Source organism: Streptomyces sp. NBC_00029, from assembly GCF_045160505.1.
In the GTDB taxonomy this organism is placed as follows: domain Bacteria; phylum Actinomycetota; class Actinomycetes; order Streptomycetales; family Streptomycetaceae; genus Streptomyces.
The window spans coordinates 1,289,377-1,305,054 of sequence record NZ_CP108292.1 but is presented as its reverse complement, the minus strand read 5'-3'; the positions used below and the strand labels follow the sequence as shown (position 1 = coordinate 1,305,054).

At 70.7% G+C, this 15,678-nt stretch carries 15 protein-coding genes; 10 read left to right on the top strand and 5 right to left on the bottom strand.

Annotation, left to right across the window (positions count from 1 at the left end; all coding sequences use genetic code 11):
- Nucleotides 1–64: 64 nt before the first annotated feature.
- Nucleotides 65–910 carry a MerR family transcriptional regulator gene (locus OG753_RS06520; RefSeq protein ID WP_405787570.1) on the top strand — a complete coding sequence of 282 codons (846 nt, stop codon included), beginning with the start codon at nucleotides 65–67 and terminating at the stop codon, nucleotides 908–910.
- Nucleotides 911–1,382: 472 nt separating this feature from the next.
- On the opposite strand, the gene OG753_RS06515 is transcribed toward OG753_RS06520, so the two are convergent.
- On the bottom strand, nucleotides 1,383–1,787 hold the full coding sequence (locus OG753_RS06515; protein ID WP_327260830.1) for a hypothetical protein: 405 nt from the start codon (nucleotides 1,785–1,787) through the stop codon (nucleotides 1,383–1,385).
- A gap of 361 nt (nucleotides 1,788–2,148) precedes the next feature.
- On the opposite strand from OG753_RS06515, the gene OG753_RS06510 reads away from it, so the two are divergent.
- Nucleotides 2,149–2,583 carry a hypothetical protein gene (locus OG753_RS06510; protein ID WP_405787568.1) on the top strand — a complete coding sequence of 145 codons (435 nt, stop codon included), beginning with the start codon at nucleotides 2,149–2,151 and terminating at the stop codon, nucleotides 2,581–2,583.
- A 10-nt stretch (nucleotides 2,584–2,593) separates the two neighbouring features.
- Here the strand turns inward: OG753_RS06510 and OG753_RS06505 are convergent, their stop codons facing one another.
- The 3 genes from OG753_RS06505 to OG753_RS06495 form a co-directional block, all read right to left on the bottom strand.
- The gene (locus tag OG753_RS06505; RefSeq protein ID WP_405787566.1) at nucleotides 2,594–3,274 is read right to left on the bottom strand and encodes a CE1759 family FMN reductase; all 681 of its coding nucleotides are present in this window, start codon (nucleotides 3,272–3,274) and stop codon (nucleotides 2,594–2,596) included.
- On the bottom strand, nucleotides 3,271–4,383 hold the full coding sequence (locus OG753_RS06500; protein WP_405787564.1) for an LLM class flavin-dependent oxidoreductase: 1,113 nt from the start codon (nucleotides 4,381–4,383) through the stop codon (nucleotides 3,271–3,273). The genes OG753_RS06505 and OG753_RS06500 overlap by 4 nt, the downstream gene beginning before the upstream one ends.
- Before the next feature lie 220 nt (nucleotides 4,384–4,603).
- The gene (locus OG753_RS06495; protein WP_405787562.1) at nucleotides 4,604–6,208 is read right to left on the bottom strand and encodes a phospholipase; all 1,605 of its coding nucleotides are present in this window, start codon (nucleotides 6,206–6,208) and stop codon (nucleotides 4,604–4,606) included.
- A gap of 702 nt (nucleotides 6,209–6,910) precedes the next feature.
- Between OG753_RS06495 and OG753_RS06490 the strand changes: the two genes are divergently transcribed.
- The 8 genes from OG753_RS06490 to OG753_RS06455 all read left to right on the top strand — a co-directional run bounded on the left by OG753_RS06490 (nucleotide 6,911) and on the right by OG753_RS06455 (nucleotide 14,157).
- The gene (locus OG753_RS06490; protein WP_327260825.1) at nucleotides 6,911–7,276 is read left to right on the top strand and encodes a hypothetical protein; all 366 of its coding nucleotides are present in this window, start codon (nucleotides 6,911–6,913) and stop codon (nucleotides 7,274–7,276) included.
- A gap of 340 nt (nucleotides 7,277–7,616) precedes the next feature.
- Entirely contained in the window at nucleotides 7,617–8,456 is an 840-nt protein-coding gene (locus OG753_RS06485; RefSeq protein ID WP_405792563.1) for a glycosyltransferase family 2 protein, read from the top strand.
- A gap of 687 nt (nucleotides 8,457–9,143) precedes the next feature.
- Nucleotides 9,144–9,485, top strand: coding sequence for a hypothetical protein (locus OG753_RS06480; protein ID WP_405787560.1), 342 nt, complete (start codon nucleotides 9,144–9,146; stop codon nucleotides 9,483–9,485).
- Between the two features lie 918 nt (nucleotides 9,486–10,403).
- The gene (locus OG753_RS06475; protein ID WP_405787559.1) at nucleotides 10,404–11,039 is read left to right on the top strand and encodes a dihydrofolate reductase family protein; all 636 of its coding nucleotides are present in this window, start codon (nucleotides 10,404–10,406) and stop codon (nucleotides 11,037–11,039) included.
- Nucleotides 11,040–11,267: 228 nt separating this feature from the next.
- Nucleotides 11,268–11,690, top strand: coding sequence for a hypothetical protein (locus tag OG753_RS06470; RefSeq protein ID WP_405787557.1), 423 nt, complete (start codon nucleotides 11,268–11,270; stop codon nucleotides 11,688–11,690).
- Entirely contained in the window at nucleotides 11,687–12,136 is a 450-nt protein-coding gene (locus OG753_RS06465) for a hypothetical protein (RefSeq protein WP_405787556.1), read from the top strand. Before OG753_RS06470 ends, OG753_RS06465 begins: the two co-directional genes overlap by 4 nt.
- 111 nt (nucleotides 12,137–12,247) lie before the next feature.
- Nucleotides 12,248–12,721, top strand: a complete 474-nt coding sequence (locus OG753_RS06460) for an AAA family ATPase (RefSeq protein ID WP_405787554.1) — start codon at nucleotides 12,248–12,250, stop codon at nucleotides 12,719–12,721.
- Nucleotides 12,722–13,065: 344 nt separating this feature from the next.
- A complete protein-coding gene (locus OG753_RS06455; RefSeq protein ID WP_405787552.1) occupies nucleotides 13,066–14,157 on the top strand; it encodes an IS630 family transposase in 1,092 nt (363 codons plus the stop codon).
- Here the strand turns inward: OG753_RS06455 and OG753_RS06450 are convergent.
- Nucleotides 14,154–15,632, bottom strand: coding sequence for a DEAD/DEAH box helicase (locus OG753_RS06450; RefSeq protein WP_405787551.1), 1,479 nt, complete (start codon nucleotides 15,630–15,632; stop codon nucleotides 14,154–14,156). The two genes, OG753_RS06455 and OG753_RS06450, sit on opposite strands and share 4 nt — an antisense overlap.
- Nucleotides 15,633–15,678: the final 46 nt, after the last annotated feature.

The following is a 15,678-nucleotide window of genomic DNA, read 5'->3' as shown; positions in this document are numbered from 1 at the left end:
TGCACATGCCGTAGCGGCATGTGGTGTCGTCGAGGGCACCACGGCACGAAAGGCCCTGTCTGCGATGTACCCCTCCGCCACGCCTCCCCGCGAGGTCAAGATCGGCGATGCCGCCGCCTTCGCCGGGACCACCCCGCGCGCCATTCGTCACTACCACCAGATCGGTCTGCTGCCGGAGCCCGAGCGAGGCGGAGACGGACGCCGCCGCTACGGCTACGACGACATGATCCGCCTGCTGTGGATCCGCAAGATGTCCGAGGCCGGCATCAGCCTGGACGACATGCGGGCCGCCTTCGACGATGCCCGGGACGTCGAGGACGTCCTGGGCCGGCTGGAGGAGACCCTGGCCGCCCAGGAGGCCGACATCAGGCGTCAGCGCGCGGCAGTCCGGCGCCTGCGGGCCGTGGGCAGCCCGCTGGGCCTGCTCTCCCCGCTGGTCACGGACCGGCTCGGTCACCTGCCTTCCGGTGCAGTGCGCCCCTCCGACCTGGACGCACTCCTGGTCACAGAACGGATCTTCGGGCCGCTGGGAGCCGCAGTTCAGGCCAGTGTCTTCATCACCCTGGCGACCCATCCCGGCCTACGCGCCGAGGCAGACCGCCTCGACGCGGCCGACGCCGCCCTCGATGACACCGTCGACCCCCACGACCCACGGGTCGAGGAACTCGCCGCGCAGCACTGCGCCCACCACAAGGCCCTGCTCCAGGCCATAGAAACGGCCGGACTGGACGTGGCGGAGGAAAAGCTCTTCGAGAACTACGACGCCGAGGCGAGTGGCGGCGAGGACGACTCCCGGATGAGTGCCTTCGAAGCGGTGACCAAGATGCCCTACGGCTTCTCCGCGGCCCGGACGCGGTGCATGGAAATCACGGCACGGCTCCTTTACGGGGACCTTTCCGCAGGCAGCTGATCGCTGGGGTGGCCGTGGGTGAGGCGTCCTGGGTCCTACCGGCCGGGAGCCCGGCCTTCTGCGCCGGGCCGGAACAACGGAGTTCTCCCCTGTCTGTGCGTTCCCGCCGTACCGCCGCTCTCGCGTTCACCGCCCTCGCGGCATGCGGGGCCACCCTCCTCACCGTCCCCGCCCGGGCGATGCCTGTACCAAGGTCAACATCGACGAGACGTGCGCCGTCCCCCAGCTGGGCATCACCAACTCCGATGCCTTGGCAGCGATTCCAGCGATTCCAGCGTGCCGAGCAGTGGGTTCCGGCGTTCGAGCAGGACTGGGCCAAGGCCCCTGCGCCTCAACCCGAGGCTGTCCGTCCTGGGCATCGTCTGCTTCTCGGGGAGGTCGAGCTCACCATCGCCCTGAGCCGGTAGAAGACGGTGACCGGACCCCTGGACTCCTCGGCAGGCAACGCGGCCCGGCCGGACGGGGCTGAGGACTACTCGTCGATGTTCAGGCGGGCGATGTCCGCGGCGTACGCGGCGGTGCGGACCGTCGAGGTACCCGACACGAACAGGCCGGCACCTCCGATGGCGAAGGGGAGGGAGAGCAGCAGGCCGGCGGTGATCGGGCCCCAGTCACGCGCGCCGTCGCAGGTGTCGCCCTCGTCCACGAGGTAGGACTCGCGGAGGTATCCGGTCTCGTGGAAGGCGCGTGACTTGCACTCGATGGCACCGCGGTGGCCGTCGACGCTGAAGGGGAATGCGAGCAAGTACCCCAGCCACAGCCAGATCAGTACGGCCACGGCCATCAGGCCGCGGCCCCAGCCCTGTTCGCGCAGGCCCCGCACCCGGAACTTCCTGTCGTACTCCTGGGCCGATGAGTTCATGGGGGTGACGTTCATACGGGTGAATCTAACCGCAATGGTCCTTGACCTCGTCTTCTCGACTCCGGGGTGACGCACCGGACCTCTTTTGCGCAGGAGCAAGGCGGCGCAGAGTGCCGCTGTCGCCGGACGTACGGCGCCGAGTGGACCGCGACGAGTGGCCGTTCCCACGCTCGGCCCGGGGCGGTATCCACGGTCGACGTTGCGGAGCCCGGCGTGGGCACGGGTGCGGGGTCTCCAGCTCAGGCCGGGCCCGGCCCGCCCGGCACGGCACTTCCGTGGGGAGGAAGTCGGGCCGAAGCGCCGATTTCGCCGACCGCGGCATGTTGCCCGGCGGCCCGGGCCGGGCGTGCGGGTGGTGTTCGGGGATCATGCCTGTATGACTGGGTTTCACTGCGCCGTGTGCGGCGCCCGGCTTTCCGCTCCGGTGCGCGAGGTGGCCCCGCCGGCGGAGGGTGAGGCGTGGACCCCGCTCGACTCTCCCGTGGATCCCTGCCCGCCCAGGATGGCGGCGGGGACCTTCGCCCGCGATCCGGAGCCGGGCCGGATCACCTGGGGCCCGCTGCCCAAGGGCTTCAAGCGGTTCCGGGCGGGGCACGGGCCCGGGGTGGACCCGGTGTTGTGCCCCGCCGACCTGGTGGGGACGGTGAAGGTGCCGGGCCGCTGGATCGGCTGCTGCGGGCCGGCCGGGGCCGACGGGCCGAACCTGGCCTGCGCGGGGTGCGGGGCCCGGGTCGGGCTGTGGATCGGTGACTGCTACACCTGGCTGGAGGTCGTACTCGACGGGCGCCTCGTTCGCCGTCCCCCCTCGTGATGACCGGCGGTCACCCGGACTGCAGTGCGGCCAGCCGTTGTTCGAACGGCACCGTCCTGAGGCCGTTCGCGGGATCCGTCGAGGTGACCGCCCCGGTCGGGGAACGGGGTGCGATGGCGGCGGCGGTGTCGACGTCGGGGGCGGTGTCCTGGGCGGCGGGGCTCATCGGGCGCATGGGGCGCATGGAGCGCATGGAGCGGGCCAGTTCCGTGCCCGCACGGGTGATCCGCTGCGCCAGGCCCTGTCCGCCCCAGTCCTCGGAGGCCGCGTACACGGCGGTGGGCACGACCGGTGCGCGCAGGTGGGTGAAGAGCGGGCGCATCGCGTGTTCGGTGACCAGGCTGTGCCGGGCCGTGCCGCCGGTCGCGCCGACGAGGACCGGTGTGCCGGTGAGGGCGTCCTTGTCCATGAGGTCGAAGAACGACTTGAACAGGCCGCTGTAGGAGGCCGCGAAGACCGGTGTCACGGCGATCAGGCCGTCCGCGGCCGCCACCGCGTCGAGTGCGGCGGCCAGTCGGGCGGGCGGGAACCCGGTGACGAAGTGCTGGGCGATCTCCGTCGCCAGTTCCCGCAGTTCGACGGTCTCGGGGCGGGCGTCCAGGTGGCCGAGTGTCGCGGCCGTGAGCCGGTCGGCGAGCAGGCGGGTGGAGGAGGGCGAGCTCAGTCCTGCCGATACGACGACGAGTTTCATGCCTGCATCTCCTGCTGTGTGCTCTGCCCTGTGCTCTGCCGGGCCGCTGCCACGCGGGCCGGGTGGGTCGGGGCGTCCGGTACGCCGGCCGGGCGCAGGTTCGCGAACTCCTTGCGCAGGACGGGCACGACCTCCTCGCCGAGCAGGTCGAGCTGTTCCAGGACGGTCTTCAGGGGCAGGCCCGCGTGGTCCATGAGGAACAGCTGGCGCTGGTAGTCGCCGGCGTAGTCGCGGAAGGACAGGGTGCGTTCGATGACCTGCTGGGGCGAGCCGACGGTCAGCGGGGTCTGCGAGGTGAACTCCTCCAGGGACGGGCCGTGGCCGTAGACGGGTGCGTTGTCGAAGTAGGGGCGGAACTCGCGGACGGCGTCCTGGGAGTTCTTGCGCATGAACACCTGGCCGCCGAGTCCGACGATGGCCTGTTCGGGGGTGCCGTGCCCGTAGTGGGCGTAGCGCTGCCGGTAGAGGTTGACCATCTGCTCGGTGTGGGAGGCCGGCCAGAAGATGTTGTTGTGGAAGAAGCCGTCGCCGTAGTAGGCGGCCTGTTCGGCGATCTCCGGGGAGCGGATGGAGCCGTGCCAGACGAAGGGCGCGACGCCGTCGAGCGGGCGCGGGGTGGAGGTGAAGGACTGCAGCGGGGTGCGGAACTTGCCCTTCCAGGTGACGGTGTCCTCGTCCCACAGGCGGCGCAGCAGGGCGTAGTTCTCGATGGCGAGGTCGATGCCGTCGCGGATGTCCTTGCCGAACCAGGGGTAGACCGGTCCGGTGTTGCCGCGGCCCATCATCACGTCGACGCGGCCGTCGGCGACGTGCTGGAGCATGGCGAAGTCCTCGGCGATCTTCACCGGGTCGTTGGTGGTGATCAGCGTCGTCGAGGTGGACAGGATCAGGTGCTCGGTGCGCGCGGCGATGTAGCCGAGCATCGTGGTGGGTGAGGAGGGGACGAACGGCGGGTTGTGGTGCTCGCCGGTGGCGAAGACGTCGAGGCCGACCTCCTCGGCCTTCTGCGCGATGGCGAGCATCGCCTTGATGCGTTCGTGCTCGCCGGGCACGCGTCCGGTCGTCGGGTCGGCCGTGACGTCACCGACGGTGAAGATCCCGAACTGCATGGCTCTCCTGCCCTTCCAAGATTGTTGACTGTTCAACCATACCTGAGAACGGGAGGCGCGCCCGTGGTATTCCCGGCCGGGCGCGGGCAAGCGGACCGCCCCTGTCCCGCCCGGCGGACGGCCGGGCGGGACAGGGGTGGGGGTACCGGCGCAAGGTGCGCCCGGGGCAGGAGTGGCCGGGCGGGGGCGCCCAGGGCAGGGGTGCGCGGGCCGGCGGGGGTCAGCCCTGGCAGAGGCCGCGGGTGTAGTCGTACGTCGCGGTGGCCCGGGAGTAGCGCCACTGCGGGTCCAGCAGGTCGCTCTTCAGCTGCCCGGCCGCGGCCGGGCTCTCGACGACGTACCCGAAGTCCTGGAGCCAGGACGGGTAAAGGTTCTTGGAGCCGATGTAGAAGGCCGACCCGTCGACCGAGACCAGCTTGTGGTGCTGGGCGTAGGGCTTGCCGTCGGCCCAGGTGGGACGGTCGGAGGCGCGGAACGTGGCCAGCTGGAGGTTCTCGCACAGGGCGGTGCGCGCCCGGCCGCCGTCACCGGTCAGGGCCGTCACCCGGCCGCGCAGGGCGTCGCTCACCTCGGAGAGCGACTTGATCTGCGAGTAGCCGCCGCTGCCGATCGTGCCGCGGTTGGCCGGGTCGCTCACGACGATGCGGACCTTGACGCCGGAGACGAGCTTCGCGGCGAGGGTGTCGTAGAGGCGGACGTCGTAGCGGGGCAGCGGCGGGCAGGTGGCGTGGATGTCCTGCTGGGAGATCTCGATGTGCGAGGTCGCGCTGGAGACCAGGGCGCGCAGGGCGCTCTCCTCCGGGTTGACGGTGTCGTAGTCCCGGTCGGCGTTGGTCCGGTCCGCCACCCCGATGCCGCACTTGGTGTCGCCGGCGGTGGGCAGGACCGGGCGGAAGGAGGAGGCGGGGTCGCTCTGGCGGATGCCCACGCCCAGGCCGCCGACGGCGAGCGCGGGCACGTCCCCGCCGCCCGCCGGGGCGGCCGGCCGGGGCAGGGAAGACATGCAGTCCGCGCCGGGCGAGGCGGCGAACCAGACCGAGGCCCAGTTGCTCCTGTTGCGGCAGGTCCAGTCCCACAGGGTGTCCAGGTAGCGGCCGGCGGAGCCCGCGGCGGGGCCGGCCAGCGCGAGGTCGACGTCGCTCACCGGGTGCGAGGTCTCCAGGTAGTCGTCCTTCCAGCTGTTGATGCCGCCGGTGATCACCGAAGTGCCGTCCACGACGACCAGCTTGGAGTGGTTCCAGGAGAACGCGGTCTTGGAGGTGGTCATCGAGGCCACGTTGAGGGTGATGTTCCCCGCGGCGGCCGGCCCCAGCTTGGCGAGCAGCTCGTCGCGGTAGGACGACGGGATCACCGTGGAGTGGTAAATGGGCGCGGCGCCCACCATGACGCGTACCTTCAGCCGGTTGCCCTTCTGGGCGGATTCCTTCAGGCCCGCGACGATCGCGTCCTGGTAGCCGCCGTTGGGGAAGGGCGCGAGCGTGGATATGTCCACCGTTTCCCGGGCGGCGGCGATGTCCTGGCGCATCTTCTCCAGGAGGCGGTGCGATCCGGGCCGGTCGGTGCAGGCGGCGTCGCCCCAGCAGCCGGGGGTCTGGAGCAGCCAGTCGGCGCCCCCGGGGACGGAGGAGCCGAGCCGGTTGCCTGCGGTGCGCTCCCACACCGAGCCCTCCAGGCCCGGCGAGACCTGGCGCAGGGTCTGCTCGACCGAGTCCAGGTGCGGGGTGGGCGCGTCGGCGGCGGACGCGGGGGCGCCGGTGAGGAAGGAGAGGCCGAGTGCGAGGGCAGCGGTGGAGACGAGGGCCGTCGTACGGACGGTGCGTGCCAATGTGGTTCCTTGTGCTGGGGGGTGGCTCCGGCCGGGAGGGTGGTCAGCCGCACCCCGACCTTGATCAACTCGCAAGTTACCGTCACGTAGCGTCCTGTTCACCCTTCCCGGACGAGTTCCGGCCACCCCGGGCAGGACCGCCCGCCGCACGGGACCAGGACCGCCGGCCGCACGGGGCCAGGAGCGCCGGCCGCACGGGACCAGGAGCGCCGGCCGCACAGGGCCAGGAGCGCCGGCCGGGGCGAACGCCGCCTGAAGCGGGCGGTGATGACTCCTGGGTCGGCATTGCGCACCCACGGATCGGCGCCCCCGGTGCTGCGCTGAGCGCCGTACGGGCCGATGCGGGCCACCGGTTCGAACGAGGAGCCCGCGCCGCCTGCCCTCCGGGCTGACGTGTTGCCCGTTTGTCGGCCCTGTCCGGACGGTGTGCTGGCGCTGCTGTGCCACCCATCGGCCGATGTCCATCCCGTGGACCGTCACGCCGGGTGCGATGTGGGGGAGTGCGTACGCGTCGGCGAGGAGTTCCCGTGCGGCGGCGCAACGACGTTGCCGCTCTGCCGGCCAGGCCGGATGCCCTGCGCCGCTCGGAGACCCGCCAGCCGAGGTGGTGCGGCGGAGGGAACGCCTCCGCTGCGGTCCGTCTCTTCCCGGGCGAAGACCGTCTTCCGGCGGTCCGACCGGCCGTTCGACAGGAGAACCACGGTGCCGCTCTCGTCCCGTCGCACCCGCACGGCCCGCACGCTCCGTCTTGCCGGCGCCCTCGCCGCTCTCGTGGTGCTGGTATCGGCCGGGATCGTGGTCGCTGTCCGGGAGGGCTCCGCAGCCGGGCTGATGCCTGAGCGCAGCTGGGGTCCCTGGACCGATGGGGGGATCGAGGGCTGGTCGACGCATGTACGGGTCAGCACCTGGGGTGACGCGGCCCAGGCCGACATCCACTTCGGCAAGGCCGAGGACATCTCCCTGCGGGCTTACGGGAAGACGGCCCGCGTGACCAGCATGATGCAGCCGACCGTCTTCACCCTCACCCCCGACGGCAGGCTCACCGCCCACCGCATGTCTGCGCCGTGAGCGGCGGGGTTGAGCCGGACGACCCTTGGCACTGGTAGGGGAGGTCCTGGCGGGGCGCGGTTCGACTGCTTGCCGCGTCGACCCGTCTCTCCTGGTGCGGCCTCCTCCCTCTGTGACACGCTGGATTCCCGGCCCGGGCCCCGGCCCCGGCCGCTGGTCCGGTGTCCGTGACATGGAGCCGGCAGGCGCCCCGGGAGATCCGGGCGGCAGCGGCCCGGTACAACAGGCGTGGTGTTGCCGGCGCGGCCGGCCTGAACCAGCGCGCCACTGGACTTCTCAGCAGCCAGCCGTGAAAGGAACAGGCAGCAGAGTGTCGAAGATAGGTGTTGTGGTCCTGACCATGGGTGACCGGCCGGCCGAACTGGGGTTCCTGCTGGCCTCCGTGGCCGCTCAGGAAGGTGATCCGGCAGCGGTCGTGGTCCTCGGCCAGGGCGTGAAGCTCCCCCTGCTCCCGGACGATGTGGTCGGCGTCGAGCTGTCGGAGAACCTGGGCATCCCCGGCGGCCGCAACGCCGGCGTGGACCGGCTGCGCGAGCTCGGCGGCGTGGACATCGTGGTGGTCCTCGACGACGACGGCCTGCTGCCCCGCACCGACACCTTCCGGCTGGTCCAGGAAGCCTTCGCCGCCAACCCGCGCCTGGGTGTCGCGGGCTTCCGCATCGCGGACGAGACGGGCGCGAGCCAGCGCAGACACGTCCCCCGCCTGGGGGGCAAGAACCCGATGGTGTCCGGGCCGGTGACGACGTTCCTCGGCGGCGGCCACGCGATCCGCATGACCGTCATCGACCAGGTCGGCGACTTCCCCACCCCGTTCTTCTACGCCCACGAGGAGACCGACTTCGCCTGGCGGGCCCTGGACGCCGGCTGGGAGATCGACTACCGGGCGGACATGGTGCTGCAACACCCCCGCACCCCCGCCTCCCGGCACAAGGTGTACTACCGCAACACCGCCCGGAACCGGGTCTGGCTGGCCCGACGCCACCTGCCCGCCGCCCTGATCCCGGTCTACCTCGCCGCCTGGGCCGCGTACACACTGGCGCAGCGGCCACCGCTGTCCGGCCTCACCGCCTGGTGGACCGGCTTCTTCGAAGGCCTACGGGTGCCGTGCCCGCCGAGGCAGCCCATGCGGTGGCGGACCGTATGGCAGATGACCCGACTGGGCCGCCCGCCGGTGATCTGACACCCCGAAGGCCATGACGCACGTCGCACAGTCATGAGCGTCCCCGCGCCAGCAGCTGCTGTGCCGCCGGGCGAGGACGTTCATGCACCTGTTGTCGGTTCGATCCTCCATCGCCCACGGAGGTCTGCCCGTCCAGGCCGGCACGGCGATGCGCCCCGGTCCGGGGCGGCGGCCGCTGAGGCGCCCTCAACTCGCAAACACCGGCTCGCGAACAGCAGGAGGAGCCCCCGCCCGCCCCCGACAGTGATCGGCATTCGGAGAAAGGGAGCCCCCGCAGAAGGCCCCGGCCTCCACCTGCGCATCAGTGGACCTGCGGCGGTGCCCCCTGCAGGGCGACGACTTCCTGCTCGCCGTCGTCGGCGAACTGCGGTGGGGTCGGTGTGTGGTGCGAAGCTCAAGACGGCGTCACCAGCATGCGTACGAGTGCAGGTTCGCCCTTGAGGGAGGAAAGGGCCTTGCCGAGTATGGCCCCCACAGCCTGAGCTCCGACACTCGGAGGCGGCGGCCGTCGGGGCCGGCCGGGCGAGGGAACATCACGGGCGGCACCTCCTGCGCGACCGTTGTCATCGTGGCGTTCGGGGACGGCACGGGGGGCAGGACCCCAGAGCACTGTGATGGGTACCAGGACGGGCAGTCTGAGTACGTGCGCCCATGCACACGGCGCGCCCCGGGTGCTGCAATGGGCCCATGAACGCGACTTCTTCCCCGAGGCCTCCGACCGCGCGGCTCCTGGCACCGACGTGGTGGCTGGCCCCCGCCCTGTTCACCGTGGCGGCGACACTGGGCGGTGTGTGGGGATACCGCTCGTCCCCAATCCTTCACGGCTCGGCGTGGCTGGCCCTGCCGTACGTCGTTCCGACGGCGCTGGTGGCAGCCTCCTGGTGGCCGCCGACGCGCCCGGGCGCAAAGGCCCGCGGCCTGGCCCTCGGCGGGGTCGGCGCCCTCGCGGCCCTGGCATACGCGCACGTGGCGACCTTCGTGCTGTACGCGGTGGCCTTGGTGCTATGGGGCTTTCAGGGTGGTGGCTGAGGAAGGGAGCAATCCCCAGCACAGGTGAGAACGGCAAGGAACGGGGGTAACGGAATTGGAGTATTTGGTAGTTGCGGGGGTCGCTCTCGCCTGGGGGCTCTTCCAGGCCTGGCGCGGCGGCGCATTCGGCGGCAGGTCGTCACAGCCAAGGCGGCGTTCCCGATCGTCGAAAAGCGACGGCGTCAGCTTCTCCTGCGGGGACGGTGCGTCCTGCGGTGGGGGCTCCTCCTGCGGTGGCGGAGGAGGCGACTGATCCCACAACGCCGGAGGGTTCGCGTTGCTCACCCTCCGATGGGAAACCGCCGCTCCGGACGGTCCCCGCACGGCCCTTTCAACGGCAGGCCCAGGGACGCCTGCGGCCCCTTCAGCGCGCCGGGTGGGTGAGCGCCTCGAGAAGGTCGTTTCCGGCATACCGTCCTCTGACCGCCGGTCGGCCTGTCGCAAGGCGCAGCCTGGACGACCTCCACCACCTCAACAGGAAACGGGAACCAACCCGGGGGTGGTGGCACCGGCGATCGAGTTGCCTGCCTCTCGGCGTGCTGCCTCGTTGTCGCCTCGCGCTCTCCGGGACGGTCTCCGGCCTTCGTCGTGTGCCGCGTCGTCACCGTTTCGGCGCGCGAAACGGTGACGGGGTGTCCACCCGGCAGTCGGGTGGACACCCCATCACAGCCGCCGAGTGCAAAACCGGCAGCGGCCAGGATCAGAACCAGCAGAAGAACAAGGGTCACCGTCTTCTTGGCCACGCGCGCCGAGCCTGGTCGCGCAGTCGGAGATCAGCTGCCTGGTCTCCTGCTTCTTGGGCTCGCGGAGTCCCATCTCGGCAGCCATGAATCAATCTTGCGTCCGTAGTAAAAATAGGCTTGACAGTTCCAGTGGGTGGGGTTAAATTTACGTTCGTCGTAAAATTCGTCCGGGTGAATGGATCTGCACTTGCGCAAACTCACCTACTTCGTCGGAGCCACCATCGACGGCTTCATCGCCGCCCCTGACGGCGGCTTCGACTTCTTCATGGCGTACTCCACCGAGGACTACGTCCTGCACATGACCGCCGAGTACGCGGACACCGTCCCGACCCCGGCCCGCGCCGCCGCCGGCATCGCGGACGCGCCCAACTCCCGCTTCGACACCGTGCTGATGGGCCGAGGCACGTACGCCACGGGCCTGCCCGCCGGTCTCACCAGCCCGTACGCCCACCTGCGGCAGATCGTGCTCTCGCGCTCGCTCACCACCAGCCCGGACCCGGCCGTCGAGGTTGCTGCAGAGGACCCGGTCGCCCTGGTCCGCAAGCTCAAGCAGGAGGACGGGCTCGGGATCTGGCTCTGCGGTGGCGGTGACCTGGCGGGCCGGCTGCTCCCGGAGATCGACGAGCTGATCGTCAAGCAGTACCCGGTCGTGGCAGGCACCGGAATCCCGCTCTTCCGCGCCGACTTCTCCCCGCGCACCTTCCGGCTCACGGACAGCCGCGTGTTCGAGGGCGGCAACCTCGTCCTCACCTACGCGAAGGCCTTGGACCGGATCAGGCCGGAGCAGCCGGAGCAGCAGCCTCGCGTGTGATTCACCGCCAGACCCCGCCGCGACCGTGCCTGCCAGGAGACGCGTTGAACGTCACCACCGCCTCCCTCTCCCTCAACTTCGCCGACGTGGACGCCTTCCGCGACTTCTTCTATCGGATGCAACCTTGGGGGCGGGTGCGATGTCGGCGATGTGCCAGGTGAAGCCCCTGATGTGTATCGATCCTCGGCAGTACGATGATTCCGGCGCGCGCGGACGTAGCCTCGGGGTGTGCTCCAACTCGTCCTCGCCGTATCCGTGTTCATCGTGGCCGGCGCCGTGTACGCGGGCATCGGCGTGCGGTGGTGCTGGCGGGCCCGGCGGCGGCGCGGCATCCTCGGGCGTGTCGCCGCCCTGGAGCTGGATCCGTACCACGTCGCCGCGAGGAAGTACCGGGAGACCGAGGCGGCGGCCGCCGAACTGCTCCTCGGCGGGTACCTCGACATCGACGGGAAGGGCGCGGCGCACCTGACCGGGGCAGGGCGCGACATCGGCCGCCCCCCCCCGCGCGGCCGCTGCCCGCCGCCCTGCTGGAGGCCGTACGCAGGCACGACCCGGAGCCGGTCTCGGTCGGCTGGATCGACCGGTCCGATGCGGAGGACCGGGAGCGGTGCATCGCCTACCGGCGCGAGCGGGACGCCCTGCTGCCCGTGATCGGGCGCATTCCGCGGACCCCGGTGGGCGAGCGGCGGCTGTCGGCCTGCTGCGGCTGCGTGGGCGTCGTCCTGCTGGTGAGCTTCTGGATCCTGGCGGCCGAGCTGCTGGTGCTCGGGCGCCCGGAAGGCCTCCGGGAATGGGCCTGCGCCGCAGCGGCCGCCGCGGGCCTGACGGCTCTCTGGTTCGTCGGCCGTGCCAACCGCGCTGTCGGCGCCCGCACGGCCTGCGGGGACCCGCTGGGGGACCGGATCCGCGCCGAGACGCATCCGGCCCTCACGGCACTGGACGAGCGGCAGCGGTCGTACGTCCTCACGAGCGCCGCCGACGACGGCAGGTGGACCGGCGTCGACGTGTCCACCCCCGAGGACGGCGACGAGTACGAGTGCTGGTCGGCCGACGACTGGGCGGACGACGACGAGCCCGGCGGCGCCCCGCCCCGCTAGACCGTGCAGCGAAAGTGGATCTTCAGCTGTCAGTGGCGGCCGGCGATTGTCGATTCCGCCCTGCCGTGGCTTGAGCGATGATCCTTGCAGGCTTGGTGAGAGGAGGTGGTCATGACCGATCGAAGGCCGAGGCTGGTGCTCCTGTGCGGTCTGCCGGGTGCCGGTAAGACCACGGTGGCCAAGAGGCTGGTGCGAGAGCTGTCCGCCGTGCGTCTGTGCCCGGACGAGTGGCTTGCCCAGCTGGGCTTCGATCTCTTCGACAGCGAGGCCCGGGAGCGCGTGGAGCGGTGTCTCTGGCAGCACGCCCAAGCGCTGTTGACCTCAGGTGCTGTTGTGATTTTGGAGAACGGCTTCTGGGAGCGGACGGAGCGTGACGAGAAACGGCTCGCGGCCCGTGCGTCGGGCGCGGCCGTCGAACTGCGATACCTCCGAGTGCCGGTCGAAGAGCTGGAGCGGCGTATCGCCCTGCGGAACCATGAGCCGGGCTCTGTCGTGCTGACGGCCGAACTCTTGAGGAGCTGCCGGGACCAGTTCGAGCCACCGACGCAGGCCGAGCTCGACTTGTTCGATCCGCCCATGCCCTAGGTCCTGGCGTGCTGGGTCGCAGCCATTCATCGATGGCTGCGACCCGCACCGTTGCTTCGTCGCGGCGGCGAGTGTGTCGTACCGGGTGTCGGTGGTGAACCAGCCGCGCGAACGTCTAGGTCGTCTCTTTCGGATCTTGTCGGTCGGGCCCGCGTTGTCCGGTGCCGTGCATCGCAAGGCGGAGGAGTGCCGTTGTACTGGACGTACTGCGGTGCTCCGACAACGCGGCGAGGTGCGGTGCCGGGCGACGCGGGCCTGGGGGCACCTCCCAGCGGTAGCTGGGGGAGCAAGATCCGAAAGAGACGACCTAGTGACCTGAGTCTGAGGTTTGTCGTTAGTTCGGTATGAGTCGTCCGGGTCCGAAGATTCCGCCGTTGTCGGTCACTGACGCCCAGCGTGCTGTGCTGGAGGGCTGGTTACGTCGTCGCACGACGGCCCAGGCGTTGGCTCAGCGGTCGCGGATCGTGTTGGAGTGCGCGGAGGGGCACTCGGTCATGGAAGTGTCGCGGCGGCTGCGGATCGCTCCGGACACGGTCCGCACCTGGCGGCGGCGCTTCCTCGAGCACGGCCTGGACGGGCTGGGCGACGAGCCGCGGCCGGGTGTCCCGCGGAAGATCACCGATGCGGATGTCGAGCGGGTGATCGTCAAAACCCTGGAAGAGACGCCGAAGAACGCGACGCACTGGTCGACCAGGTCGATGGCCGCGGCCACGGGCATGTCGCAGTCGACGGTCTCCAGGATCTGGCGGGCGTTCGCACTGGCACCGCACCGGACACAGACGTTCAAGCTGTCGACGGATCCGCTGTTCATCGACAAGGTCCGTGACGTCGTCGGCCTCTATCTCGACCCGCCGGAGAAGGCTCTGGTCCTCTGCGTGGACGAGAAGTCGCAGATCCAGGCCCTGGACCGGTCCCAGCCGGTCCTGCCGATGATGCCCGGTGTTCCAGAGCGTCGCAGCCACGACTACATCCGCGCCGGCACCACCACCCTCTTCGCTGCCCTCGAAGTCGCCAGCGGCAAGGTCATCGGCTCGCTCCACCGCCGCCACCGGGCCGCCGAGTTCAAGAAGTTCCTGGCCAAGCTCGACAAGGAGGTCCCGGCCGGTCTCCAGGTCCATCTGATCCTCGACAACTACGCGACCCACAAGACGCCGGACGTGAAGAAGTGGCTGCTGGCGCACCCTCGCTTCCACCTGCACTTCACGCCGACCAGTGCGTCCTGGCTGAACCTGGTCGAGCGGTGGTTTGCCGAACTCACGCAGAAGAAGCTCAAGCGGGGAGTCCACCGCTCCGTCCAGGCCCTCGAACGCGATATCCGGGCCTGGCTGACCGACTGGAACGACCAGCCCAAGCCCTTCGTCTGGACGAAGACGGCAGACGAGATCCTCGACAAAGTCGCCGCCTACTGCCACCGAATCTCTGACTCAGGTCACTAGACGCCCCGGCGCACCCGTGCCGCGCGGCGGGCCTCGGCCTGCTGGCGGGCCTCGATCGTCTTGCGCGACTCCTTGCCCCGGCCCGGGCGGGTGCCCATGCCGCGGAACGCGAGCTCCGATCCCGAGGGCTTGCCCTTGGCGTCGGTCGGCGCGGAGCCCGCCAGCGGGACCCCGGAGGGCGCCTTCGCGCCGGTGATGCGGCTCAGGGCGGCCTCGCCGGAGCGCACCTGAGTGATCGTCGGCCGGATCCGGGCGTCGGAGAGCAGGCGGACCATGTCCCGGCGCTGGTTCGGGGTGACGAGGGTGACGACCTTGCCGGACTCGCCGGCCCGGGCGGTGCGGCCGCCCCGGTGCAGGTAGTCCTTGTGGTCGGCGGGCGGGTCCACGTTGACCACGAGGTCGAGGTCGTCGATGTGGATGCCGCGCGCCGCGACGTTCGTGGCGACCAGGACGGTGACCGCGCCGCTCTTGAACTGTGCCAGGGTCCGGGTGCGCTGCGGCTGCGACTTCCCGCTGTGCAGACCCTCCGCCCGTACGCCCATGGCCCGCAGATGCTTCACGAACTGGTCGACCCCGTGCTTGGTGTCGAGGAACATCAGCACCCGGTTGTCGCGGGCCGCGATCTCGGTCGCCGCCGAGATCTTGTCGGCCGCGTGGATGTGCAGCACGTGGTGGTCCATCGTGGTCACCGCGCCCGCCTGCGGGTCGACCGAGTGCGAGACCGGGTCCTTCAGGTACTTCCGGACCAGCTGGTCCACATTGCGGTCCAGGGTCGCCGAGAACAGCATCCGCTGCCCCGCGTGGTGCACCTGGTCGAGGATCTCGGTGACCTGCGGCATGAAGCCCATGTCGCACATCTGGTCGGCCTCGTCGAGCACGGTGATCCGCACGCGCTCCAGGTGCACGTCCCGCCGCCCCACCAGGTCGCTGAGCCGCCCGGGGGTGGCCACCACGACCTCGGCGCCGGTGCGCAGCGAGCTCACCTGGCGGCCGATGGACAGCCCGCCCACGACGGTGGCCATCCGCAGCTTCAGCGCGGCCGCGTACGGCTCCAGCGCCTCGGTCACCTGCTGCGCCAGCTCGCGCGTCGGTACGAGGACCAGCGCGAGCGGGCGCTTCGGGTCCGCCTGCTGTCCCGCGGTTCGGGCCAGCAGCGCCAGGCCGAAGGCGAGGGTCTTGCCGGAGCCGGTCCGGCCGCGGCCGAGGACGTCCCGGCCGGCGAGCGCGTTGGGCAGCGTCGCGGCCTGGATGGGGAAGGGTTCCGTCACGGCCAGCGAGGCCATGGTCTCCACCAGCTCAAGGGGCAGGTCGAGCTCCGCGAAGGACTTCACCGGCGCGAGCGCCGGCTCCTTCGGCGCGTGCATCGTGAACTCACCCTGCGGGCCGAGGGTCCGGGGGGCCTTGGCGGGGGTCCGCGTACCGCCCTTGGCACCGCCCTTCACACCGAAGCGCCCATGAGCTGACGGGTTCCTCATGCAGAACCTTTCGAAGCAGAAAGAAAGAAGATGGTCAACCGCCCAT

Excerpts from the sequence above, each read along its gene's own strand:
- OG753_RS06520 (WP_405787570.1), top strand. The coding sequence starts at position 65 with ATGTACCCCTCCGCCACGCCTCCCCGCGAGGTCAAGATCGGCGATGCC.
- OG753_RS06515 (WP_327260830.1), bottom strand. The coding sequence starts at position 1,787 with ATGAACGTCACCCCCATGAACTCATCGGCCCAGGAGTACGACAGGAAG.
- OG753_RS06510 (WP_405787568.1), top strand. The coding sequence starts at position 2,149 with ATGACTGGGTTTCACTGCGCCGTGTGCGGCGCCCGGCTTTCCGCTCCG.
- OG753_RS06505 (WP_405787566.1), bottom strand. The coding sequence starts at position 3,274 with ATGAAACTCGTCGTCGTATCGGCAGGACTGAGCTCGCCCTCCTCCACC.
- OG753_RS06500 (WP_405787564.1), bottom strand. The coding sequence starts at position 4,383 with ATGCAGTTCGGGATCTTCACCGTCGGTGACGTCACGGCCGACCCGACG.
- OG753_RS06485 (WP_405792563.1), top strand. The coding sequence starts at position 7,617 with ATGGGTGACCGGCCGGCCGAACTGGGGTTCCTGCTGGCCTCCGTGGCC.
- OG753_RS06480 (WP_405787560.1), top strand. The coding sequence starts at position 9,144 with ATGAACGCGACTTCTTCCCCGAGGCCTCCGACCGCGCGGCTCCTGGCA.
- OG753_RS06475 (WP_405787559.1), top strand. The coding sequence starts at position 10,404 with ATGGATCTGCACTTGCGCAAACTCACCTACTTCGTCGGAGCCACCATC.
- OG753_RS06460 (WP_405787554.1), top strand. The coding sequence starts at position 12,248 with ATGACCGATCGAAGGCCGAGGCTGGTGCTCCTGTGCGGTCTGCCGGGT.
- OG753_RS06455 (WP_405787552.1), top strand. The coding sequence starts at position 13,066 with ATGAGTCGTCCGGGTCCGAAGATTCCGCCGTTGTCGGTCACTGACGCC.
- OG753_RS06450 (WP_405787551.1), bottom strand. The coding sequence starts at position 15,632 with ATGAGGAACCCGTCAGCTCATGGGCGCTTCGGTGTGAAGGGCGGTGCC.